The 20813-nt window shown below is 61.0% G+C and carries 20 protein-coding genes and 1 pseudogene; 11 read left to right on the top strand and 10 right to left on the bottom strand.

Annotation, left to right across the window (positions count from 1 at the left end):
- Window positions 1-262: 262 nt before the first annotated feature.
- Both GGR17_RS18610 and scpB read left to right on the top strand, forming a co-directional pair.
- Window positions 263-1147: a DUF1403 family protein gene (locus GGR17_RS18610; RefSeq protein ID WP_054540715.1), complete on the top strand. Its 885-nt coding sequence runs from the start codon at window positions 263-265 to the stop codon at window positions 1145-1147.
- Window positions 1148-1194: 47 nt separating this feature from the next.
- Window positions 1195-1806: an SMC-Scp complex subunit ScpB gene (gene scpB / locus GGR17_RS18605; protein WP_054540751.1), complete on the top strand. Its 612-nt coding sequence runs from the start codon at window positions 1195-1197 to the stop codon at window positions 1804-1806.
- A gap of 15 nt (window positions 1807-1821) precedes the next feature.
- Here the strand turns inward: scpB and GGR17_RS18600 are convergent, their stop codons facing one another.
- Genes GGR17_RS18600 through GGR17_RS18590 form a run of 3 tightly spaced genes read right to left on the bottom strand, consistent with a single transcriptional unit; the run spans window position 1822 to window position 5346 of the window.
- The gene (locus GGR17_RS18600; protein WP_082386792.1) at window positions 1822-2832 is read right to left on the bottom strand and encodes a TniQ family protein; all 1011 of its coding nucleotides are present in this window, start codon (window positions 2830-2832) and stop codon (window positions 1822-1824) included.
- Entirely contained in the window at window positions 2829-3695 is an 867-nt protein-coding gene (locus GGR17_RS18595; protein ID WP_054540714.1) for a TniB family NTP-binding protein, read from the bottom strand. Before GGR17_RS18595 ends, GGR17_RS18600 begins: the two co-directional genes overlap by 4 nt.
- Window positions 3696-3711: 16 nt before the next feature.
- Window positions 3712-5346 carry a Mu transposase C-terminal domain-containing protein gene (locus tag GGR17_RS18590; RefSeq protein ID WP_054540713.1) on the bottom strand — a complete coding sequence of 545 codons (1635 nt, stop codon included), beginning with the start codon at window positions 5344-5346 and terminating at the stop codon, window positions 3712-3714.
- Between the two features lie 188 nt (window positions 5347-5534).
- On the opposite strand from GGR17_RS18590, the gene GGR17_RS18585 reads away from it, so the two are divergent.
- Window positions 5535-6497 (top strand): hypothetical protein, encoded by a 963-nt coding sequence (locus GGR17_RS18585; RefSeq protein WP_054540712.1) that lies wholly within the window; start codon window positions 5535-5537, stop codon window positions 6495-6497.
- A gap of 57 nt (window positions 6498-6554) precedes the next feature.
- On the opposite strand, the gene GGR17_RS18580 is transcribed toward GGR17_RS18585, so the two are convergent.
- The gene (locus GGR17_RS18580) at window positions 6555-6971 is read right to left on the bottom strand and encodes a MerR family transcriptional regulator (protein ID WP_038068073.1); all 417 of its coding nucleotides are present in this window, start codon (window positions 6969-6971) and stop codon (window positions 6555-6557) included.
- A 75-nt stretch (window positions 6972-7046) separates the two neighbouring features.
- Between GGR17_RS18580 and GGR17_RS18575 the strand changes: the two genes are divergently transcribed.
- The 4 genes from GGR17_RS18575 (at window position 7047) to istB (ending at window position 8884) form a co-directional block, all read left to right on the top strand.
- Entirely contained in the window at window positions 7047-7436 is a 390-nt protein-coding gene (locus GGR17_RS18575) for a mercuric transporter MerT family protein (protein WP_054540711.1), read from the top strand.
- An 18-nt stretch (window positions 7437-7454) separates the two neighbouring features.
- Window positions 7455-7760, top strand: coding sequence for a heavy-metal-associated domain-containing protein (locus tag GGR17_RS18570; RefSeq protein ID WP_038068071.1), 306 nt, complete (start codon window positions 7455-7457; stop codon window positions 7758-7760).
- Between the two features lie 4 nt (window positions 7761-7764).
- On the top strand, window positions 7765-7950 hold the full coding sequence (merF, locus tag GGR17_RS18565) for a mercury resistance system transport protein MerF (protein WP_107817721.1): 186 nt from the start codon (window positions 7765-7767) through the stop codon (window positions 7948-7950).
- Window positions 7951-8119: 169 nt separating this feature from the next.
- Complete coding sequence (gene istB / locus GGR17_RS18560; RefSeq protein WP_038068069.1) at window positions 8120-8884, top strand: IS21-like element helper ATPase IstB; 765 nt, start codon at window positions 8120-8122, stop codon at window positions 8882-8884.
- Between the two features lie 430 nt (window positions 8885-9314).
- Here istB and GGR17_RS18555 read toward each other — a convergent pair whose 3' ends face one another.
- Window positions 9315-9833 (bottom strand): Lrp/AsnC family transcriptional regulator, encoded by a 519-nt coding sequence (locus tag GGR17_RS18555; protein ID WP_407926660.1) that lies wholly within the window; start codon window positions 9831-9833, stop codon window positions 9315-9317.
- 130 nt (window positions 9834-9963) lie between these two features.
- On the opposite strand from GGR17_RS18555, the gene GGR17_RS18550 reads away from it, so the two are divergent.
- Both GGR17_RS18550 and GGR17_RS18545 read left to right on the top strand, forming a co-directional pair.
- Complete coding sequence (locus tag GGR17_RS18550) at window positions 9964-12336, top strand: 1-deoxy-D-xylulose-5-phosphate synthase N-terminal domain-containing protein (protein ID WP_054540709.1); 2373 nt, start codon at window positions 9964-9966, stop codon at window positions 12334-12336.
- 72 nt (window positions 12337-12408) lie between these two features.
- A pseudogene (locus GGR17_RS18545) lies at window positions 12409-12726 on the top strand (transposase); the annotation flags it as partial.
- Window positions 12727-12843: 117 nt separating this feature from the next.
- On the opposite strand, the gene GGR17_RS18540 reads toward GGR17_RS18545, so the two are convergent.
- The 5 genes from GGR17_RS18540 to GGR17_RS18520 all read right to left on the bottom strand — a co-directional run bounded on the left by GGR17_RS18540 (window position 12844) and on the right by GGR17_RS18520 (window position 17612).
- Window positions 12844-14295 carry an aldehyde dehydrogenase gene (locus GGR17_RS18540; RefSeq protein WP_054540707.1) on the bottom strand — a complete coding sequence of 484 codons (1452 nt, stop codon included), beginning with the start codon at window positions 14293-14295 and terminating at the stop codon, window positions 12844-12846.
- A 127-nt stretch (window positions 14296-14422) separates the two neighbouring features.
- The gene (gene hcaB, locus GGR17_RS18535) at window positions 14423-15256 is read right to left on the bottom strand and encodes a 3-(cis-5,6-dihydroxycyclohexa-1,3-dien-1-yl)propanoate dehydrogenase (RefSeq protein ID WP_038068063.1); all 834 of its coding nucleotides are present in this window, start codon (window positions 15254-15256) and stop codon (window positions 14423-14425) included.
- A 31-nt stretch (window positions 15257-15287) separates the two neighbouring features.
- On the bottom strand, window positions 15288-15593 hold the full coding sequence (locus GGR17_RS18530; protein ID WP_082386790.1) for a non-heme iron oxygenase ferredoxin subunit: 306 nt from the start codon (window positions 15591-15593) through the stop codon (window positions 15288-15290).
- A gap of 10 nt (window positions 15594-15603) precedes the next feature.
- Window positions 15604-16161, bottom strand: coding sequence for an aromatic-ring-hydroxylating dioxygenase subunit beta (locus tag GGR17_RS18525; RefSeq protein WP_054540706.1), 558 nt, complete (start codon window positions 16159-16161; stop codon window positions 15604-15606).
- A gap of 86 nt (window positions 16162-16247) precedes the next feature.
- Window positions 16248-17612, bottom strand: a complete 1365-nt coding sequence (locus tag GGR17_RS18520; RefSeq protein ID WP_054540705.1) for an aromatic ring-hydroxylating dioxygenase subunit alpha — start codon at window positions 17610-17612, stop codon at window positions 16248-16250.
- Window positions 17613-17783: 171 nt separating this feature from the next.
- Here GGR17_RS18520 and GGR17_RS18515 point away from each other — a divergent pair, with 171 nt between their 5' ends.
- A complete protein-coding gene (locus GGR17_RS18515; protein WP_235974541.1) occupies window positions 17784-18770 on the top strand; it encodes a TAXI family TRAP transporter solute-binding subunit in 987 nt (328 codons plus the stop codon).
- A gap of 81 nt (window positions 18771-18851) precedes the next feature.
- Window positions 18852-20792, top strand: a complete 1941-nt coding sequence (locus GGR17_RS18510) for a TRAP transporter permease (RefSeq protein WP_054540704.1) — start codon at window positions 18852-18854, stop codon at window positions 20790-20792.
- Window positions 20793-20813 lie beyond the last annotated feature (21 nt).

Raw genomic sequence — 20813 nt, 5'->3', positions numbered from 1 at the left:
TGGGCCCACATCCTCCTCACCGGCGAATACAGGTGGTCCAAAAGGTAAGCAAAGCCCCTTAACGTACTATTCTGCCCCCTCCGGCATCAGACCCCTCTGAGGGCATTTTCCATTGAATCCGGCGATGAAACTCACCTGTCTCGCAGTATCTTCCAGTATGTCCGATAATGCAAACTTATTGGACATGATACGATACGGGAAGGTGGGGCGGTTCTTGCGTATTCATCTGGCCGAAAGCGCCGCGCCGATGTAGACTTCAAGCATGACATTTGCGCGACCGGATCACATCAGCGACGCAGACATGCTACCTCGGATGCCCGCTTGGGTCATCTCCGAACGCGCTGAAACCCTTGAAAATGTTGCGTTTTTGTCGGGTGCCGCGCTGAGCCACCTGCATGTTGTGGTTGGACGTGAGGACGTGCCCCACGCCTTGTTGCGGGATCGGCTCGCGTTGCGCGCGGCCGAGGCCTGTGTCGCGTTTGCCGGTCGGCCCGAGCGGGCAGGGGAGTTGCGCGATGCGGTGCATCTGCTGCGTCCGGGCGATCTGACCGGTCCGGCGGGCGCGGTCTGTCAGGCTTGGCAACGCGCGGCGGAGCGGCAGGTGTCGATCGGGACCTTGCACCGGGCCTTGCCGCAACTCGATCCAGCGCGGATAGCAGTTTGGCTCGATGCAGGGCAGGGCGGGCCGGTAGCTCGAGCAGCGGCAGTGCTGGAGGCCGTTCTGGTCGATGCCCCGCGGGAGGAGGTTGCGGCGCTGGTCCTCGCGGATGCGGCCCTCGCCGAGGCGCTTGGTTGGGATCATCTGCTTCCGCTGCTGGCCGCGGGGCTGAAGCGGGCCGACCTGCGCAAGCGGGGCGATGATCTGCGTCTTGCCTGTCATCGCGCAGTCGCCTCAACAGCGCGCGAGGTCGTGCGTCTCGCCGCCGACCTCGCGCGGCGGGCGGCGCATCTGAAAGCGGTCGCGCCGAAGCTTCGGGCAAAGGCGGCAGGCGATGCCGTTTGGATGTTCCTGACCCACGATGCCGTGGCGCCTGCTGCCCTGCCCTTGCCGGATCGGGCCGCGCGGCGGCTCTGTGACCGGTTGGTCGATCTCGGCGCGGTCCGTGAACTGACCGGCCGCGACACCTTCCGGCTCTACGGGGTGTGAGCATGAGCATGGCCAGCGAAAGTGGGAACCGGGCTCAAAGTTCGGACATGCGACCACCGAAAAAGGCGAAGGATCGCTCTGAACCGGACCTTGACCGCGAACTAACTGACCTGCCGCCGGAGCTGCGCTGGCGGGAATGGATGCGCCGGATCGAGGCGGTGCTCTTTGCCTCCGCCGCGCCGGTCGCCCGCGAAGACCTGGGGCGCGTGGTCGGGCAGGGGGTTTCGATCGACCTGTTGATCGAGGATCTCGCCGCCGATCTGGAGGGGCGTGCGTTCGAGATCGCTCAGGTTGCCGGGGGATGGATGTTCCGGACCCGGACCGCCTACGCGCCAGCAATCCGCGCCGCCGCGGATATGGGCGATCAGTTGCTCGACCTGAGCGAATTCGACGTTGCGGTGCTGGCCGCCATCGCCTACCACCAGCCGATCACCCGTGACGGGCTCAAGGATATCTTCGGAAAGGAGATCAGCCGCGACCTGCTCGGCCGACTGCATGCGCGCGATCTGATCGGGATCGGGCCCCGCGCGCCGCGTCGTGGTGCCCCCTATACCTTCGTGACCACGGACGCGTTCCTCGCGGCCTTCGGGATGGAGAGCTTGCGCGACCTGCCAGACCCCGAACAGCTGGGTGACGCCGGGCTTGCCGCGCGCGCCTGAAGCCCGCTGGACCCCTCAAAGCGCCTGCCGCTTCTGATGGAGCCGTGTGGCTGCCTGAACGAGGTCAGCCAAATGCGGACCTGCGGAGGCGGAGCACGGCTCGGCTGCGGGCCGAGGCAGGGCGGCTTCGCTGAATGATATCGCCAGTCCGCGCCAGGTTGGCGCAGCCTGAGCGACGCGTTTCCAGCAGGAGATCGCGGGACTCTTTCGCTTTCCGAACGGTATCGATCGCCCTTCCGTCAGTTGTCCAAACAGCTGATAGCGATCCCGATGGGGGAGGCGCGCAATGGACACTCGCTTTTCACCCGATTGAAAACTGGCTGATCCGAGCAGGTCCGGTAGTGATCTTCCTTCTCCTATCCGATGCCCCGCTGCATGCAGACGAAGCAGATCGTCGATCAGGCGCTCAAGGCGTCGAACGCCATCGGTGGCGGGACGGGTGCGTTTGCAGAGCGCCGCGCCGCATACGGCGCAGATCTGATGCGGCACAAGACGCTTCTGGCGGAACGGAGCCAATCCGCGTCCGCAGGACGGGCACCTGTCCCGAAGCCGACAGCCGTGGCGAAAGCAGGAGACTCGTGTCGCCAGGCTCCAGCCTCGTCGAAAATAGGGCGTTTCGTCTTCTGCCAGACAGGCCGGGCAGAATTGCAGCCAAGTCGCCTGCATCCCGGGTGCGCAGATCGGTTGGGGCCCTGGCCGCAGGGGCAAACGCAGCCGGGCCAAGGGGTCAAGAGCAACGGTCAGAGCCGCGATGTCTTCCAGGGGTATGCGGGTATGCTCTCTCAAAAGGTGCAGGATGCGATCGGGCAATGCCCGATCAAGCCGCGCCGACCAGTTCTCACCCGGCGCCCCGAGAAACGCGCCGAAATAGCGGGGAGGTACGCCGTTGGCGTAGGCGAGCCGGTGCAGCCAACTCGACAGAAGTTCACCCGGCGCCGGCATAATGCTCACCGGCCAACGGCTTCCCGCCGCACTTTCATACCGCTGTGCAGGCGTGACGGAGATCCCGGTCGGCCCGAGCCTCATGTCATCTCGTGACGCAAGGCGGAATTGCGGCGTCTGGAGAGAGGCACATAGCCGAGGTCCGACAGGGTTGCACCCGTGATCCGGTCCTCACCGCCCGCGATTGCCGCCACCGCGGCCCGGGTGACGATCTCGACGACCTCGCCGATCAGTCCCTCCGACAGATCGTGGATGATCTTCGCCAAGGGTTCGCGCGACAGTTCTGAGGCATTGGCGAGCGGCAGACTTGCCTCAAGGCTGTCCAGAAGCGTCGCGAAATCCTCGTCATACGCCCAGCGTGGAATGGGGATCGTATCGAAGCGTGAGCCCATTTCGTCCGTGTCATGCACCGCATCGTAGATCGCGATTTCGCCGACAAGGACGGGTGAGATGTCATGCACCCGTGCGATCCGCCGTAGGAACGAGAAGATTGCCTTCACATCCTGGCGTCGACCGCGCAACGCGCTGTGGAACTCGTCGAAGATCAAAAGGCGCGGCTTCAGACGCTCCAGAAGATGATCGACCTGATCGCCGGCGCGGGACAGGCTGCGCCATCCAGCGGCTTGTGGTGCGCGCAATCCGGACAGGATGCTTGCGTAAAAATGCGACAGACCCGCACCTTCCCGGGTCTGGATCACCCATACCTCTTGCTGGTCGGCGACACGCAGATGTTCGACAGCGAAGCGCTCGGCAATCATGGTCTTGCCGTTGTGGTAGGGGCCCGCAAGAAGCAAACCGCGCGGGCGCAGCGATGGCGGTCGCTCGAGCAGCAGCCGCATCGCGTCATGTGCCGCGCCGGCGGCCGGATGGCTGATCCAGCGTGGCGCGCGAACATGGGCGATCCGCATTACATCATCGGCCTGCAAGAGCGGGACGGTGGCGGGCATGAGGTGATCCGGCACCTTACCAATCCTCGACCGGGAAGACCCGCCGCGGGCGATCCGGGTTAAGGTTTGCCCGGGCCGGGGCGGCAGGCGCGGCGAGATCGGCATAAGGCTTCTTTGCCTCGGTGGCATGCCGGGCGCGTGTCATCTCCTTCAACCGGCTTTTCGAGGTTTTGGTGGCGGTAACAGTTGCGGCGATTTCGCGTCGGATGGCGGCCGCCTCCTGCACTGGGCGCCGCTGGATTTCGCGCCGCCGCTGTCGATCCGCCTGATGCTGCCAAAGCGTGATCGGCTCGGCCAGTCCGTCCCGTCGTCTCACCGGCTGCCAGGCCTGCGTATCCGGATCCTTGACATAGACATGGCTGATGTCGCGAGGGTCATAGCACACATCAAGTGGCTCCAGCCGGTCACGGCGGGCGACCAGCGGACCAAGCCAGGGCTCGAAATAGTCGATGGCGAAGAGGCTGATGCCCTGAGGTGAAATCTTCCGCGTCTTGCGCGGCAGGAAATTGAGCAGCACATCGACAGGCGCATCGATCGGACGGTCCTTCGGTTGGAGTCGGTTTTCCCATTCGATTGCCGGGACGGTCAGCTTGCGCGCATTCTGGCTCAGATTATGGTCGATGATCGCGAGCGCGATGCAGCGTTCAAGATCCGCGAAGCTGAGCCGTGCGCGCTCTTCCGAGGCATAGTCGCCTCGATCCGCGATGGAGCGCCCTGTCTTACCGGGTAAGGCCCGTAGCGCCGTGTTCACTTTCCCAAGCAGGCGTTCCACGACTCCGCCTCGATGCACGGTGCCCTTGTTCCGCATGCGAATGGAAATGCCATAGTCCGCGCATCCTCTGCTGAAGGTGCTGCTCTGGAACTCTTTGGCGGAATCGACGACGATCTGCCTCGGGCGACCGTGCATCGGCCAGGCATGATCGATGCTACGCTCTGCCAGCCATGCCGTCTTGCAGCACATCGCTTGCGCAAGACAAAGCGCGACAGACAGTCGTGACGGCCGCTCGAGCGTCAGGCAGAAGCCGGTGATCGCACTCGTGGCCACATCGGCAGCGATGGTCAGGTAGGGCCGCCCAACGAAGATACCGTAGTCATCAATCACCTCGACAAACTGGATGTCTGCCGGCGTGTGATCGATCTGGACAACGTCGAGCGCGTGGTCTGCCCGGATGTAGCCCGGTCGCGCCTTCAGCCGGTGCAGGTGTTTACTGTCTGACAGGCGGCGGCGGGCAATTTCTTCCGGGGTGAACAGGATGGGGATGCGCCGGGCGACAGTGACATAGGCGGGCGGAGTATGCCCTTCCTGTGCGCAGCGGGCGCGGATCTCTTCGACGATCGGTGCGAGGTCCGGCTGCTCAGGACGCAACCACATCTCCCTCAGGGTCATCGCGATGATGCTCTCGACCGCGAGGCTGATCCTTGATTTCCTTGTTCCACTCGTTCGCGGCAGCAGGGACGATACCCTGCGTTCTTCTCGATACCGCGCCAGATAGTTGTAGACTTGGCGGGTCGAGAGCCGCAGCTCGGATGCCGCGCGTACCACGGCCTCACGCACCGGCGCCGCTCCGTCAATAATCCGGTCCAGTTCACGCGCGATACGTGTTGCCTTGGCCCACGCTTCATCCGAGGCATGCCCTCCGCCGGACGTCATCGATATGAAACTTTCGAGACCGGCTGGGCCGTGCGCCAACAGGGCGGCCGCTTGCTGAAATACGGAACCAAAATTGAAGCCTCAAGCGAAAAAATGATGTGCGATATCGCGGTATCATCCAGAAATCACGATATAATCATGCGTTGAAATGATGAAAAAAATGCGACATCTGGTTTCTGCCCGGTCCCATGGAAGAGGAGCCGGATTACTTGCCACCAGGACCACGGGCCGAACTGCGTGAAGGCGAGGTCCTCGACGATTGGCGGAAAGCAGAGGCGGGTCATGCCGCGCGTCTTGCCCGTGTGGCCGGTCGCGTCGGCGCGCTGGACGACCGCCTGAAGCGCAGCCCGGAAGGATGGCGGCACAGGCTTGCCCTGATCGAGGCTGCCGACCTCAGCTGGTTCGCGGGTGACCGCATTGGCCCGGATCGCATTGCTATTTGGATATCCATGCGCCTGTCAGGCGTTCAAGAGGACCCCGCAGCACTGGCGCGTGTCGGTTGGGCGGTACGTCGTCTGACAGGGGGACCAGGCCCAAAGGTGGACCTTTCTGCCTTCCTCGATCGTCGCGATCCCAAGAACATGGTCGATGACGCCGAGCCTTTCGCGGATCGCGCGGGCGGTTGGCTGAACCTGATGGCGCAAGCCGCCGAGCTGCACCCGATAACCCGTGCCTGCGCGGGTTATCACCTCTGGAGCCTTGCGGGCCTTGGGCAGCAGGGCGATCGAATGGAAGCGGCAGTCACAGCCGCGCGGATTGTGGCCAGCGAGGGCGGGGGCGCCGTCTTTGCACCTCTGGCTATGGGCGGGGCAGGGGGGCTGCGCGCCAGCGGCCCACCCGCTGACCGTCTGGCGCGCTGGCTTGACGGGATGGAGACCGCATGCCTGACCGCAATGCGGCACCTTGACGATATCGAGGCATGGTCAGCGCGGGCAGAAACCGAGATGACCGCGCTCTCGGGAAAGACTCCGCGCGCCTTGCGCGCTGTGCTTACCGAATGGCCCCTTGTCTCTGCCCCGATGGGCGAGGTCCTGACCAACGCTAGCCGTGCCGCCGTTCAACGCAATATTGCCTGGATGGAAGCGCGAGGCCTTATCCGCGAGGTGACCGGCCAGGGGCGATTCAAGATATGGGTAGCGGCACGATCTTGAATCTTCCAGTTCGATGCATGGGAGCTTCAAGAGTTCGGGAAGTTCGTGTCATAGTTTTCAGTTTCCAGAAATCGCGTCGAGCACCGGACAGTTGGGGACTTCGGCGCCAGAACACCTGGATGCCGTTGCAGCGAGGACGGATTCGATCCGCCGGAGATCCGAGATCTTCGCCCGCACGTCCGCAAGGTGACGTTCTGTCCGCTCCTTGACCTCGGCGCAGGTCGGCGCGGCACCATCGTTGAGCCCCATCAGCCCGCGAATGTCCTCCATCGAGAACCCGAGCTCGCGGGCGCGCAGGATGAAGCGAAGGCGCGTGGCGTGTGCGGCGGAATATATCCGGTAGCCTGCGGCGCTGCGCGGCGGGTCGGGCAGCAGGCCGGTTTTCTCGTAATAGCGGATCGTCTCGATGTTGCATCCGGTCGCCCGGGCCAGGTCGCCGCGTGTTAAGCTGCTCTCGCTTTCGTGATCGATCATGGGGGTTTTCCTCTTGAGCCTGTAGCTACTACAGACCCTACACCCATCGTCAACCACAGACGAAAGGTGCGCGACATGGCGCTGACAGACGACAGAACTGACACCTCAGCAGCGGATCGCCCCGCCCGAAAGGGCTGGCTTGCGGCGGGCGGGGTGATGGGCGCCTTTCTCGCCTCGGCCTGCTGTGTCGGACCATTGGTGCTGCTGACCCTCGGCATCTCGGGGGCCTGGATCGGCAACCTGACGGCGCTGGAGCCCTTCAAGCCGATCTTCGCCGTGATTGCGCTCGGCTTCATCGGGGCGGGATTCCGGCAGGTCTATTTCCGCAAACCGACCGTCTGCGAGCCCGGTTCCTACTGCGCGCGCCCATCCTCGGCGCGCATCACCAAGTCCGCTCTCTGGACCTCCCTGATCCTCGTCCTCGCTGCACTCACCATCGACTGGTGGGCTCCGCTTCTCTACTGATCTCGAAAGGACACCCTCATGAAGACGATCCTTGCCCTTGTTCTGTTCGGCCTGACCGCCACAGCACCCATCACGGCCATCCCTGCCGTCGCGCAAACCGTCGCCGCCGAGCAGACCCTCACCTTCGCGGTGGACAATATGACCTGTGCGCTGTGTCCGGTCACCGTGAAGCGCGCGATGGAGGGCGTCGAAGGCGTGCACGCGGTCGAGATCGACTTCGAGGCGCGCACCGCTACTGTCGTCTTCGACACCGCCGCGACCAGCGCCGAGGCGATCGCGACCGCGTCGGCCAATGCAGGCTACCCGGCGCGCGTCTCGGGTTGACGGGATGACCGAGCGGACAGACCGCAAGCTGATTGCAACAGGTGTCGTCGGCACCGTCATCGCAGCGCTCTGCTGCTTCACGCCGATCCTGGTCGTTCTTCTCGGCGCCGTGGGCCTGTCGGCCTGGCTGGGTTGGCTCGACTATGTGCTGCTGCCCGCGCTGGCGTTTTTTATCGGCCTGACCATCTAGGGGTCTGATGCCGGAGGGGGCAGAATAGTACGCTCTCATGAGCGTTTTTGATTTTCCCGGCATCAGACCCCCCGAAGCTGGACCTCGATGTCTACCCCTACGTGCCTCGGGCGAACGTCGAGACCACGTCCGCGGCCAGTTACATGTCCCTGCTGTCGGAGGATGCAGCATGACCGTGGCCCCGAAAATCCTGCTCGCGGATCATCTCAAGACGCTGAAGCTGCCCACCTTCCTTCGGGAATACGACAAGCTTGCCCGCCAATGCGCCGCCGAGGGTCGGGATCACGTCCAGTTCCTGGCGCGTCTCGTCGAGCTGGAACTGATCGACCGCGAGCGTAGGATGATCGAACGGCGGATCAAGGCTGCGAAGTTCCCAGCCACAAAGAGCCTCGACAGCTTCGACTTCAAGGCGATCCCGAAGCTCAACAAGATGCAGGTGCTGGAACTTGCCCGCTGCGAATGGATCGACCGACGCGAGAACGTCATCGCCTTGGGGCCCAGCGGCACAGGCAAGACCCATATTGCCCTCGGGCTGGGGCTGGCCGCCTGCCAGAAGGGGCTGCCGGTCAGCTTCATCACCGCCGCCGCGCTGGTCAACGAACTGATGGAGGCCCGCGACGAACGTCGCCTGCTCTGCCTGCAAAAGCAGCTGGCCGCCGTCAAGCTGCTCATCATCGACGAGTTGGGCTTCGTGCCGCTCTCCAAGACCGGTGCCGAGCTACTGTTCGAGGTGATCTCGCAGCGCTATGAGCGCGGGGCCACGCTGATCACCAGCAACCTGCCGTTCGACGAATGGACCGAGACCTTCGGCACCGAACGCTTGACTGGCGCACTGCTCGATCGACTGACGCATCACGTCAACATCCTCGAGATGAACGGCGACAGCTATCGGCTCGCCCAAAGCCGCGCCCGAAAGGCCGAAGCCCCAACCTGATCATCCGCCACAGGATTGGCCCTGCGGGCCAAGCGCCATGGCACGCGCCAGCTATGTGACAAGCGCGCGCGCCATGGCGCCTGGCGCCCGTCATTGGCCTGATTTTGCGCCGCCACGTGGCTGGTTTTTACTCCGCCGTTGACACGCGCTCCCCGAAACGTTGCAACAACTGGCAGGAGATGGTGAAAGGGTCACCCTGATCGCTTCTTGAACCTGATGTGTGGACCGGCGCGGCGAAAGCCGATGCCTTGGAGCCAATGAGGAAGAAGCGCGCGGAAATCCATCGGGGCTCGCGGCGACGAAACATCGGGCCGCTCAAGGAAGCCGGATATACGTCTGCAATCGTGATCGCCGAACCAGACCAAGTTAGCCTGTTGCAATCAGGCGGGGTCCATATACGTCCACAAATGACAGTGCCAAGAGATCTCGTTTAGGATCCACCATGCCCAGTTGTTGTTTGCCTTTGATATCCTTTGGCATCAAGTTTCAGCGTGCGTGACAAGCCTGCCTTGACGCGTCTCAGTGGGATTGAGCTTTCAATAGATGCTACACCTGAAACTTTGGTGAAGGTGCTGGTTAGGAAGCGTTCAAAATCGGAAGGCCCGCGCGTTGCAATGCGCAGCAGATAGTCGCGGTTGCCGGTCATCAGCCAACAATCGACAACTTCAGGAAAGCTGCACACCGCGGCTTCGAAGCTGGCCAGTGCGTCGTCCACTTGACGGTCAAGTTTGACCGAGACAAACACGGAAAATTCATAACCCAAAGCAGTTTCGTCGATCAGCGCAGCATAGCCTGTGATCACGCCCGCATTCTCTAAAATGCGCAGCCTGCGGGCCACCGGGGATGGACTAAGCCCGACGGCTTCAGCCAGTTCGTTGATTGTGGCACGTCCGTTACGCTGCAGGACATGCAGAATACCCACATCGTAAGAATCAAGATTGGTGCTAATCATCAAGTTTTTCCAAAAAAATGGCCACTATCACCACATAACACATAAAGTAGTCGTTAACTAGGCGAGAAGCGTCAGATTGTTGATGCTAGTCTCGCAACACTTCAAGCTTTGAATGCGAGGGCCGAAAATGACATCTGACACACTCCATCTCAAAACGCTTCAGGACCGTTTGTTGTGGTTGTCGCATTGGATGATTCATCACGCCAACCACATCCGGCCAAAGGTAGACGGAATCAAGGTTGGTGGCCATCAAGCCAGCTCGGCCTCGATGGTGTCGATCATGACGGCGCTATACTTTTCCGCGCTGCGACCCGAAGATCGTGTAGCGGTAAAGCCGCACGCCTCGCCGATCTTTCATGCCATGCAATACCTGATGGGTCATCAAACGCTTGATAAGATGAAGAACTTTCGCGGATTCGAGGGCGTGCAAAGCTATCCCAGCCGCACCAAAGATGTGGACGACGTGGATTATTCGACCGGCTCTGTGGGGTTGGGCGTGGCGATTACCGCTTTCGGGTCGATCGTGCAGGATTACTTGATGGCCAAAGACTGGAGCAGCGACCTGGCTGCTGGCCGCCATGTGGCGCTGGTCGGCGATGCCGAACTGGACGAAGGTAATATTTATGAAGCGTTGCAAGAGGGCTGGAAGAACGATCTGCGCAACTGCTGGTGGATCATCGACTACAACCGCCAGTCATTAGACGGTGTGGTGCGCGAAGGCCTGTTTTCGCGAGTAGAAAAAATCTTCGAAGCTTTCAGCTGGAATGTCATTCGCGTGAAGTACGGCGCTCTGCAGCGCGCGGCCTTTGAAGAAGAGGGTGGCGACGCCCTGCGCGATTGGATCGACGCCTGCCCGAACCAGCAATATTCCGCCCTGACCTATCAGGGCGGCGCGGTCTGGCGCAAGCGGTTGATGGATGATCTTGGTGATCAGGGGCCGGTGACGGCGCTGATCGGCAAGCGCAATGATACGGAACTCGCGGCGCTGATGGAGAATCTTGGCGGCAACTGTGTCGAGACCATGGCCGAGGTGTTTGCCAATGTCACCGACGACCGTCCCACATGTTTTCTTGCTTATACGATCAAGGGCTGGGGCACACCCATTGCGGGCCACAAGGACAACCACGGTGGCTTAATGACCAAGAACCAGATGGCCGACTGGCAACAACATATGGGCGTGCCGGCGGGGCAGGAGTGGGACAAGTTCGCCACCGTGCCAGACGCCGCCGCGCTGCAAAAGTTCCTCGACAAGGTGCCCTTTTTTGCCAAAGGTCGTCGCCGCTTCACCGACGCGGTATTGCCGGTTCCCGAGATTGCCCTGTCATCTGACCGCGAGATCTCGACACAGATGGCATTCGGCAAGATCCTTGATGATTTGTCCAAAGGCGACAGCCATCTGGCGGAGCGCATCGTGACGATGTCGCCCGACGTGACCGGCACCACCAATCTCGGCCCCTGGGTGAACCGGCGCAAGCTGTTTGCCCGCACTGAGCAGGCCGATGCCTTTATCGAGCATCGCATCCCCTCAACCGCGAAATGGGAATTCACGCCGAAAGGTCAACACATCGAACTTGGCATCGCCGAGATGAACCTGTTTCTGTTGCTGGCGGCGGCGGGGCTGTCGCATTCACTGTTCGGCAAGCGGCTGATCCCGATCGGGACACTCTACGATCCTTTCGTGGCGCGCGGGCTCGATGCTTTGAACTACGCTTGCTATCAGGATGCGCGGTTCATGGTGGTAGGTACGCCCTCGGGCGTTACGCTGGCACCCGAAGGCGGTGCGCATCAATCCATCGGCACACCCTTGATCGGGATGAGCCAGGACGGACTGGCCGCCTTTGAGCCCGCCTTTGCCGATGAATTGGCAGTTATCATGGAGTGGGCCTTAGGCTATCTCCAGCGGGACGGTTCAGGCAATCCTGACGAGCGCACCTGGCTGCGCGATGAAGCCGGCGGCTCCGTCTATCTGCGGCTCTCGACCAACCCGGTGGAACAGCCCGGCAAGCGCCCGAATGGGGATTGGCAGCAAGGAACTATAGACGGCGCTTATTGGTTGCGTCGGCCCGGACCCAACTGCGAGGTGGTGATCGCTTATCAAGGTGTCATTGCGCCCGAAGCGATCCGCGCCGCAGGCGCTATGGCGGATGCGAGGCGTGACATCGGCGTGCTGGCCGTTACCTCGGCGGATCGGCTGAGCGCGGGCTGGACGGCGGCACAGCGCGCTCGGGCGCGTGGCCAGCAGGGCGCGACTAGTCATGTTGAACGCCTCTTGCAAGATTTGCCGCCGCATTGCCGCCTTCTCACGGTAATTGACGGACACCCCGCGACATTGTCATGGCTCGGTGCGGTTCAGGGCCACCAGACGATTCCGTTGGGTGTGGAACGCTTTGGGCAGACTGGGACTATTGGCGAGCTGTACCAATACTACAAAATTGATGCGCAAAGTATGATAGAGAAGATCAATGGCTTGACAACAGGGCGCAAGATTGCCGTTGTTTAAGGAACGTCTGAAAAACCTCTCGATTCTCGTCTGATCTGGTAGACTTGGGTGTCCCTGCAAGGAGTCCTTGCGATGCCGAAACAGCCCGCCCTTCCCGGCCTGCGCGACGCCATGAAGAAGAAACGGACGCGGCGGGAGTTGTTCTTGGCGGAGATGGATGCGGTGGTGCCGTGGGTTCGGCTGCTTGCGCTGATCGTGCCGCACTATCCCAAGGCCGGGCCAAAGGGCGGTCGGCCACCGATGGCTCTGGAGGTGATGCTGCGGGTCTATTTCCTTCAGAACTGGTATGCTCTGAGCGACCCGATGGCCGAGGAGACCCTCTACGACAGCGAGGCGATGCGCCGCTTTGCCGGGATCGAACTGGGCGATGACCGCATTCCGGATGAGACCCACCAGCTTTTGCCCACTCCAGCCGACAGATTCTGACCGGGCGGATGCGAATAAGATCATCACCATCACCGATGACAATCATTTTCCCAACCTCATCCGCCCGGTTTCTGGCCTGCCTTACAGGGGATACTGTTGAGACGGCTGTTCGATCGTAATCCACTTCAGTTCGGTGAATTCATCAATCACCGCAGTGCTGTCGAACCGGCCCCAACCGCTGGCCTTCGTGCCGCCATAAGGCGCTTGGGCTTCATTCGCGACGGTAGAGCCGTTGATGTGCACTGAACCAGTCTGAATGCGCATTGCGACATCAAGTGCGTGTACCATGTCTGTCCCGAAGACAGCAGCAGACAGGCCGTATTCAGTGTCATTGGCCACCCGAACAGCTTCGTCCGCGCCGTTGACACGGATCACCTGCAAGATCGGACCAAAGGCTTCCTCGGAGTAGATGCGCATCTTAGATGTGACACCATCGAGCACAGTCGGCGACATCAGGGTGCTGCCTGCAAGCCCGCCAGTCCGAATCTTCGCACCTTTTTCGGTCGCATCGGCAAGCAAACTGTTCAGGTGATTAACTGCGCCCTGGCTGATGATCGGACCAAGCGCGCAAGCCGCCTGAGTGCGTGGATCGCCCGCCTCCAGCTGTGCTGCCCGCGCGGCGAGTTTCTCGACGAACGCATCGGCGACAGACTCATCGACAATGGCACGCTCGGTCGTCATGCAGATCTGGCCCTGATAGAGGAAGGCGCCGAAGATGGTCGCATCCACTGCGCCGTCGATATCCGCATCCGCGAGGACCACCATGGGCGCCTTGTCGCCGAGTTCCATCAGGCTACGCTTGAGATGGCGGCCACAAGCCGCAGCAATGATCCGGCCAACATGCGTCGAACCGGTGAAGTTGACACGCCGCACGGCTGGATGCGCGATCATTGCCTCTACGACTTCGGGTGCGTCCTTTGGGTCGTTGATCACGAAGTTGAGCGTTCCTGCGGGGAAACCGGCCGCATGGACGGCCTCAGCAACCAGCACATGGGTCTTGGGCGAGGTTTCCGAGGCGCGGAAAACAACGGTGTTGCCGCACATCAGCGGATAGGCAATGGCCCGTGCTGCCAGCACAATCGGCCCGTTCCAAGGCACGATCGACAGGATCACACCTACCGGCTGCCTTACGGTCATCGACAGCGTTCCCGGCTTGTCAGACGGGATAGTACTGCCCTGAATCTGCGTGGTCATCGCTGCGGCTTCGCGGAAAACATTCGCCGCGAGCATGACATTGAAGCGTGCCCAGAGTTCGCCGGCCCCGACTTCGCCTTTCATGGCGACAACGAAATCTTCCGTGCGCTTTTCGATCTCTTCCGCGGCCTTCATGAGCAGGGCGCGGCGCTGGCCCGGACCAGTCTGCGACCAGGACGCAAAGGCGCGTTCGGCAGATTCGATCGCGGCCACGGCATCCCCTGGCGTGGCAGCTGCGCCACGCGTCACGACTTCGCCACTTACAGGTGAGCAGCGTTCAAATGTGGCGTTGTCTGTGGCATTCTGCGCCTCATTGTCGATATAGAGCTGAACAGTCATTCCATGTCCTTTTAAGTTTACTTCTCTGTTCTTGAAACCTGCGTCAGCCAAAAGCCTCCCGAGGATTCGTCCAGAGAACGACCCAGTTTCAACTGTGCGCACGGCCTATCCGTGCGCACGGCTATGGTTAAATTGCGCCGAACTTTGCAACGAGCTCTGCGCCCATATTCGGAGACCCAAAGCCCCGCATGCCGATACCGCCGTCGAAATTCAGTACGGCACCAGTGCCCGGCGTATTGTCGCGACGATTGGCGAAGAAGGCGTAGGCGCCAGCATATTCCCGCGCATTGAATGCACGTTCAAGCGGCAGCATTTGCTTCATCAGGTCGTCGAGCGGAATATCGGAAAACTTGATTCCCTCTTGCGAAAGGGCACTGGTTCCGGCGAGGTTGCTGCCACCGATACCACCTGGCGCGACGCCATTGACCCGTACGTGCGGTGCAAATTCATGCGCCATCTGCTTGATCATGCCGACCACCGCATGCTTCGTTGCCGTGTAAAGAACACCGCCACCGCCTGGATAAAAGGCAGCGTTCGACGCGGTAAAGATCATGTGGCCCTTGGTCTTGTAAAGCTCTGGCAATGCCGCCTTGGCTCCGAGGACATAGCCCTTGACGTTGATGGCGAACATCTCGTCGAAAGCAGATGACAGTTCGTCATCTTCTGTCGAGACCATGGTTTTCGAGTAGTCCCAGATGCCCGCATTTCCGACGAACGTGTCGAGCTTGCCGAAGGCGCTGACGCACTCGGCCACCGCCCGATTGTTGTCGTCCACTTTGCGAACGTCGCCCGCGATGCCGACGACCTTGTCGCCAAACGCTTTCACCGCGTCGTCGATGCGCTCTTGCGAGCGGTCAAAGATTGCAACACGTGCGCCTTCCTCGACGAAGCGTTCCACGATGGCGAGTCCAAGACCGGACCCTCCGCCCGTCACGAGCGCGACTTGATCCTTGAGTTGCATTGTAATTCCTCCCTGTTTTTGACGCGGCTTTTCAGCAGTCGATGTATATGAAGTCGCCGTCAACCTTTGCGGGGAACACCTTGAGTGCCTCACAAGCAGGCAGGGCCTTCACCTTGCCGGTTCTGACGCAAAATTTCGCGAAGTGCAGACTGCACTCGACAACTCCGTCCTCGATAAAACCGTCCGCGAGTGACCACGTGTCATGCGTACAGGTGTCCTGGACGGCGTGTATTTCGCCGTCCACCCGGCACACCATTATCGGCTCAGGGCCACCTTCGAATACTTTCATATCCCCCTCCGGCACATCTGCCGAAGGGAACGCCTTGATCCATGCCATATTTGCTTCCTTAGAAGAAAAAGCTGAGGTTGTTCGACAGGATTGTGCTCTGGTCAATCAGGATCGTGCGGCGCACAATCTCGAAGCCCGCTTCGGTTTCAACCCGACGCAGGACATCCCGGCGCTCGCAGGCGAAAACGTCAAGTTGGCGTTCTTGCCGCGTCCGGTACACCATCGACGCCGAAACGACATTGATCGTATTCTCGTCTTCCGGGACGACCATGACGTTCCCGATCAGATAACGCACGCGAGAGGCCGGGTTTTCGGACCAGCCCACATCGGACAGGATCTTGCGAATCCGGCCTTTCATCGTGTACCAGTTGTCGTCGAAATGGGCAAAGCCGTGCTCATCGGTATATTCCTGAGCGACTTCGCGCATGATCTTCGTCGAGCGGATCGGCATCCAATAGTGAAGGTCCTCAGCCAGCAAGCTGAACCACTCTTTGTACCGGCGATCCGTCAGAAGCTTGGATTCCCAATACAGGAACTGTTCGACTTCATGCTGAAGCTCCAGAGAAACGGCCTTGGGCTTGCTTTCGAAGGCAGCCTTGAAAGTATCATCGAGCATCTTATTCCTCCCTCATCGAAAAGTGTCTGCCGAGGCGTATCGGCAGACGTTTGATACATAAGCGGACATTTGCCGCCGATTGAACGTTACTCCGCCGCGAGCGGCTGTTGCTCGATCCGGCGGATTGCATCCCAATCCGGTGCGGTCATGATCTGCGTCCAATAACGGTACATGCCTCGCGCCGACTCCTCACTATAGGTGTATGCGAAGCTCAGCCCGGGGAAGCCCTCGGGATTATCGGCCGTCACTGTATGCGAGCCCATCTCGATGTTGAACTTCTGGTTTTGGGCAACATGACCCTGCAGCACTTGCTGGATGTCGCACCAGTTTTCGCCATCATCCTGCTCGAACACGCCGCCCGCCGAGAAAGTGCGCGATGTATGGCGACGCCATTCATCCTTGATCTCCTGCGGGGCAGTTTTGTCAACGAGAGTGAAGGTCCAGACCTCGATCTCGTTCGGGCCGCGAGGCTGCCACATCCGGACCGTGTTGATCCCTGCCAGGAACGACAAGTTCGGGAAGACGTTGGTATGGCAAAGGTTCACATCCGCCCGTCCCTGACCCAAACGCCGCACTGCCTCTTCGTATGCTGGCCCGGTCGTCAGGTATTCCGTCACCTTCGGCCCAACAATAGTCATGTAGAACATCGGGTTCCGCAAGAAGAGGCCGCAACCATGGCCGTTCTCCAGGTGGACATTCAAACCATCCGTCGGAGGGGCAACCTGGGTAATATCCACATCTTCCGGCACACCGGCCATGATGCCGGACAAGTGCGAGGTGGTGCCCGCATGATAAGCGTCCGAAGCAAACTGCTCGGCCGCGAACTTCCAGTTGCAGGGAATGACCCATTTCTGGATCCCGGGTATCGCCTCGGTTCCGGCCTCACAGCGGTCGAGCATGATGTCCATGTAGAATTTGACATCACCCAGATATTCGTCGAGCCCCGGCGCGTCGGCATCCCAGTTCGCAAAAATGAGACCCTTGTAGGTTTCGACGCGCGCCTGCTTCGGCCCCCACTCTGCCTTGTTCAGGCAACCACCGAAGGCTTCCTTCTCCATCGGGACGCTGACCAGATCACCGCCCTGATTGTATGCCCAACCATGGTAGGTGCAAGTAAATGCCTTGGCGTTGCCCGAATCGGCGCGGCAGATGCGCATTCCGCGGTGCTGGCACTGATTCAGGAACACGCGGATGCTGGCGTCTTTCTGGCGCACAACGACCACAGGATCCTCGCCGATATAGGCGGTCGTGAAGTCGCCCGAATTCGGGATATGCGACTCGTGACCCATGCAAACCCAGGTGCGCGCAAAAATGCGCTCAAGCTCAAGGCGATAAAGCGACTCGTCAACATAGATCTTAGGGTCGAACTTACCGCTCTTCTCGTCGACCATTGCAAGAATTTGGGCATCAGAATAAGCGCCCGCCGCGCCAACATTTGCCTTTACGTTCATCGTAGGCTCCTCCCTCTGGAATCGATTTCCGCCGCATCCGGCTCCTCGCAGACGCGTGGGCCGGATTGTTATCGCTTTGAGGGGCCGTTGACAATATGAAAAGCATGCTTTTCAAGCAAGTCCGGAACTGGTAAGGGGAAGGGCAAGGGCTTGCGGGGGAGCGAGTTCAGCATGGGGGGCGAGAAGATGAGGACGTTTTTGGCGCGCGTTTTTGGCGCGATGGTATTTGCAGTGACGGCGGCTGGCGGTGCCTCCGCACAGGTTACATCGATCACGACACCTCCTGCGGGTTCGGTGTGGAATACGATGGCTTCGGTCATTGCGGCCGAGGCCCAGAAAAGCGGCGGCGGGCGGCTGGTTGTTCAGGCATATAGCGGCAACGCGCAGATGCTTCAGGCCGTCGACAGCAAAGACGCCGAATTCACGATGACTGACATCAATGACATGATCGTAGCGGTCGCCGGGGAGGGTGACTACTCGGCGGCTCTGCCGAATCTGCGTGTTGTGGCCAAGATCAATCCCTTTGCGGTAGGGCTGTTCGTCCGGGCAGATTCCGGCATGACGCGGGTCTCCGATCTTGCCGGAAAGCGTGTGCCCTCGGGCTGGGAGGCTTTCCCGCTGAACCGTCCGCTGGTGAGTGCGCTTCTCGAGGCGGACGGGATCAGCTATGGTGAAGTGGTTGAAGTGCCGATCCCCGATATCATTCGCAATGTCGATGCTCTGGCCTCGGGTCTGACGGATGCGGCCTTCTTCGCTGTCGGCGGGCCGAAGGTCGCTGAGGTCGGCGCAATGGTGGGCGGGGTCCGCTATCTTCAGGTCGCCTCGGATGAGCAGGCGCTCGAAACGATTCGCAAGTTTCGCCCGGCCTATTACTTCTCAGAGGTGACGCCCTCGCCGGTGCGGGTGGGTGTCGATGCGCCGATGATGATGCTGACATGGGACAACGTCCTTGTTGCTGGTGAGCATGTGTCCGACGAACAGGTCAAGGCGCTGCTGGCCTCGATTTTCGACAATGTGGGTGCGATCGGCGATGCCTATCCTCCGCTTCGCGTGATGAACATTGAAACCGCCTATGTCGATTATCCGGGTGTGGAATATCACCCTGGTGCAGCGGCCTTCTTCGCCGAGCGGGGCGTCGCCATTCGCGCTGTTGACTGACACGGTTATGACGGAGGGCTGGGCCGGGAGATTTCCCGGCGCAGTCCTTTTTGCATTCGCTCATTGTGGAGGAAACAGGCTTTGACTCAGACAACTGGCAGTCGGCTGCCAACATTTCGTCGGATTGCCGTCCAAACCCAGGCGGTGGCACTTTCGCTGCTGGCCGTCGCTGTGGGGTTCGACGCGCCGAGCCGCCTCGGGCTGAGCGTCTATGTCGAGCAGATATTGGCCGTCGCCCTGGGGCTTGGGCTGGGCCTGGTGTTCCTGATCGACAGAAGCAGCGTCGGCGAGAAGGATCCACGCGGCAGCGACGAGAATGTTCCGGCGGACGGTGGTAGAACCATCGACTGGATTCTTGCCGTCCTGGGGCTTGGTCTTTCGCTGTATGTTGCCATAAACTATGCCGATATCGTCTCGCGGGTGATGTCCGCCCCGGTCGATATCGTGATCATGTCCGGGATGCTTGTCCTGCTGGTGCTTGAGGGGCTGCGGCGGGTGGTGGGCTGGGCGCTCGTCGTGGTGGTGCTTTTCATCGGGGGCTACGGGATGATCGGCCACATGATTCAGGGTGCGATGCAAACGCGGCAGGTCTCACCGGATCGTCTGCTTTCCTATATCGGGTTCGATGCCAATGGCATGCTCGGCCTTACCATGAACGTGTCGGTAACGGTCGTCGCCGCGTTCGTGCTGTTCGGGCAGATCCTCGTGCGGGCGGGGGGGGGCGAGTTCTTCAACGACATCGCGCTTGCCGCGCTGGGGCGCCGCCGCGGCGGAGCGGCCAAGATCTCGATCCTGGCCTCGACGCTTTTCGGCACGATCTCCGGGGTTGTGGTGTCCAACATCGTCGCGACCGGCGTCGTCACCATCCGGCTGATGATCCGCTCGGGATATCGGCCCCGGATGGCTGCCGCAGTCGAGGCCGTCGCCTCGACCGGAGGGCAGATCGCCCCCCCGGTCATGGGCGCAGTCGCTTTCCTTATGGCCGATTTCCTGGGCGTTTCCTATGCGCAGGTCGCGATTGCAGCGATCATCCCGGCCGCGCTCTATTACTTTGCGGTGTACTGTCAGGTTGATCTTGAGGCCGCCAAGGCCAACATCGCCCCCCTGCGTGAGGATGAAATTCCTTCTGCGCTCGACACTCTGCGTCGCGGGGGTATCTTCATCCTGCCGTTTGCAGTGATCGTGGTCGGCATGTTCTGGCTGGGCCAGCGACCGGAAACGGCGGCCCTCTGGGCGGCCGGCGTTGCCCTGATCTGCGGCGTCGCATACGGCTATGGTGGCCGGCGCATCACTCTGCGCATGATCTGGCAATCGCTCGCCGAAGCCGGCATCTCCATGACCGAGATCCTGATGATCGCCGCTGCCGCCGGCTTCATCATCGGTGTTCTCAACATCACCGGGTTGGGCTTTGTCGGCACGTTCGCGCTGGCCGAGATCGGTCGGGGCAGCCTTCCGCTGCTCTTGCTCCTCACGGCCATTGCCAGTGTTGTCCTTGGCATGGGGATGCCGACGGTTGCCGTCTATCTGTTGCTGGCGGTCCTTCTTACACCTCCGCTGGTAGAGGCCGGGATCACACCCATGGCTGCCCATTTCTTCATCTTCTACCTCGGCATGATGTCAATGGTGACCCCGCCTGTCGGCATCGGCGCCTTCTTCGCTGCGGCGCTGGCCGGGGCCCCGCCGATGCAGACAGCATTCGTTGCGATGCGGCTAGGCTGGACAGCCTATATCGTTCCTTTCATTTTCGTGGTTACGCCTGCCCTGCTGATGCAGGGAACCCCGGTTGAAATCCTGCTGACCACGTCTGCTGCGGCAATTGGGGTTTATGCCATATCCGCCGCCATGGTTGGCTGGTTCGGGGGCATGTTGTCAGGCTACGAACGCGCAGTCCTGGGCTTTGGCGGAGTGCTGCTTCTTCTGCCGGAAGCATTGGGTGGCGGATACACCCTCATGCTCCATGGCCTGGGTGTCGCAATCATGGTGGCACTTCGGTTGCTGCGCAGGGCGATAGTGCCGACATGAATGCATCCTACGATGCCACAT

The organism is Actibacterium naphthalenivorans (assembly GCF_014196965.1).
Classification (GTDB): domain Bacteria; phylum Pseudomonadota; class Alphaproteobacteria; order Rhodobacterales; family Rhodobacteraceae; genus Actibacterium_A; species Actibacterium_A naphthalenivorans.
This window is presented reverse-complemented; position numbering and strand designations above follow the sequence as displayed.

Bases quoted from the DNA above. Each gene is read 5' to 3' on its own strand.
- GGR17_RS18610 (WP_054540715.1), top strand. From the start codon at position 263: ATGACATTTGCGCGACCGGATCACATCAGCGACGCAGACATGCTACCT.
- scpB (WP_054540751.1), top strand. From the start codon at position 1,195: ATGCGACCACCGAAAAAGGCGAAGGATCGCTCTGAACCGGACCTTGAC.
- GGR17_RS18600 (WP_082386792.1), bottom strand. From the start codon at position 2,832: ATGAGGCTCGGGCCGACCGGGATCTCCGTCACGCCTGCACAGCGGTAT.
- GGR17_RS18595 (WP_054540714.1), bottom strand. From the start codon at position 3,695: ATGCCCGCCACCGTCCCGCTCTTGCAGGCCGATGATGTAATGCGGATC.
- GGR17_RS18590 (WP_054540713.1), bottom strand. From the start codon at position 5,346: ATGACGTCCGGCGGAGGGCATGCCTCGGATGAAGCGTGGGCCAAGGCA.
- GGR17_RS18585 (WP_054540712.1), top strand. From the start codon at position 5,535: ATGGAAGAGGAGCCGGATTACTTGCCACCAGGACCACGGGCCGAACTG.
- GGR17_RS18580 (WP_038068073.1), bottom strand. From the start codon at position 6,971: ATGATCGATCACGAAAGCGAGAGCAGCTTAACACGCGGCGACCTGGCC.
- GGR17_RS18575 (WP_054540711.1), top strand. From the start codon at position 7,047: ATGGCGCTGACAGACGACAGAACTGACACCTCAGCAGCGGATCGCCCC.
- GGR17_RS18570 (WP_038068071.1), top strand. From the start codon at position 7,455: ATGAAGACGATCCTTGCCCTTGTTCTGTTCGGCCTGACCGCCACAGCA.
- merF (WP_107817721.1), top strand. From the start codon at position 7,765: ATGACCGAGCGGACAGACCGCAAGCTGATTGCAACAGGTGTCGTCGGC.
- istB (WP_038068069.1), top strand. From the start codon at position 8,120: ATGACCGTGGCCCCGAAAATCCTGCTCGCGGATCATCTCAAGACGCTG.
- GGR17_RS18550 (WP_054540709.1), top strand. From the start codon at position 9,964: ATGACATCTGACACACTCCATCTCAAAACGCTTCAGGACCGTTTGTTG.
- GGR17_RS18540 (WP_054540707.1), bottom strand. From the start codon at position 14,295: ATGACTGTTCAGCTCTATATCGACAATGAGGCGCAGAATGCCACAGAC.
- hcaB (WP_038068063.1), bottom strand. From the start codon at position 15,256: ATGCAACTCAAGGATCAAGTCGCGCTCGTGACGGGCGGAGGGTCCGGT.
- GGR17_RS18530 (WP_082386790.1), bottom strand. From the start codon at position 15,593: ATGGCATGGATCAAGGCGTTCCCTTCGGCAGATGTGCCGGAGGGGGAT.
- GGR17_RS18525 (WP_054540706.1), bottom strand. From the start codon at position 16,161: ATGCTCGATGATACTTTCAAGGCTGCCTTCGAAAGCAAGCCCAAGGCC.
- GGR17_RS18520 (WP_054540705.1), bottom strand. From the start codon at position 17,612: ATGAACGTAAAGGCAAATGTTGGCGCGGCGGGCGCTTATTCTGATGCC.
- GGR17_RS18515 (WP_235974541.1), top strand. From the start codon at position 17,784: ATGGGGGGCGAGAAGATGAGGACGTTTTTGGCGCGCGTTTTTGGCGCG.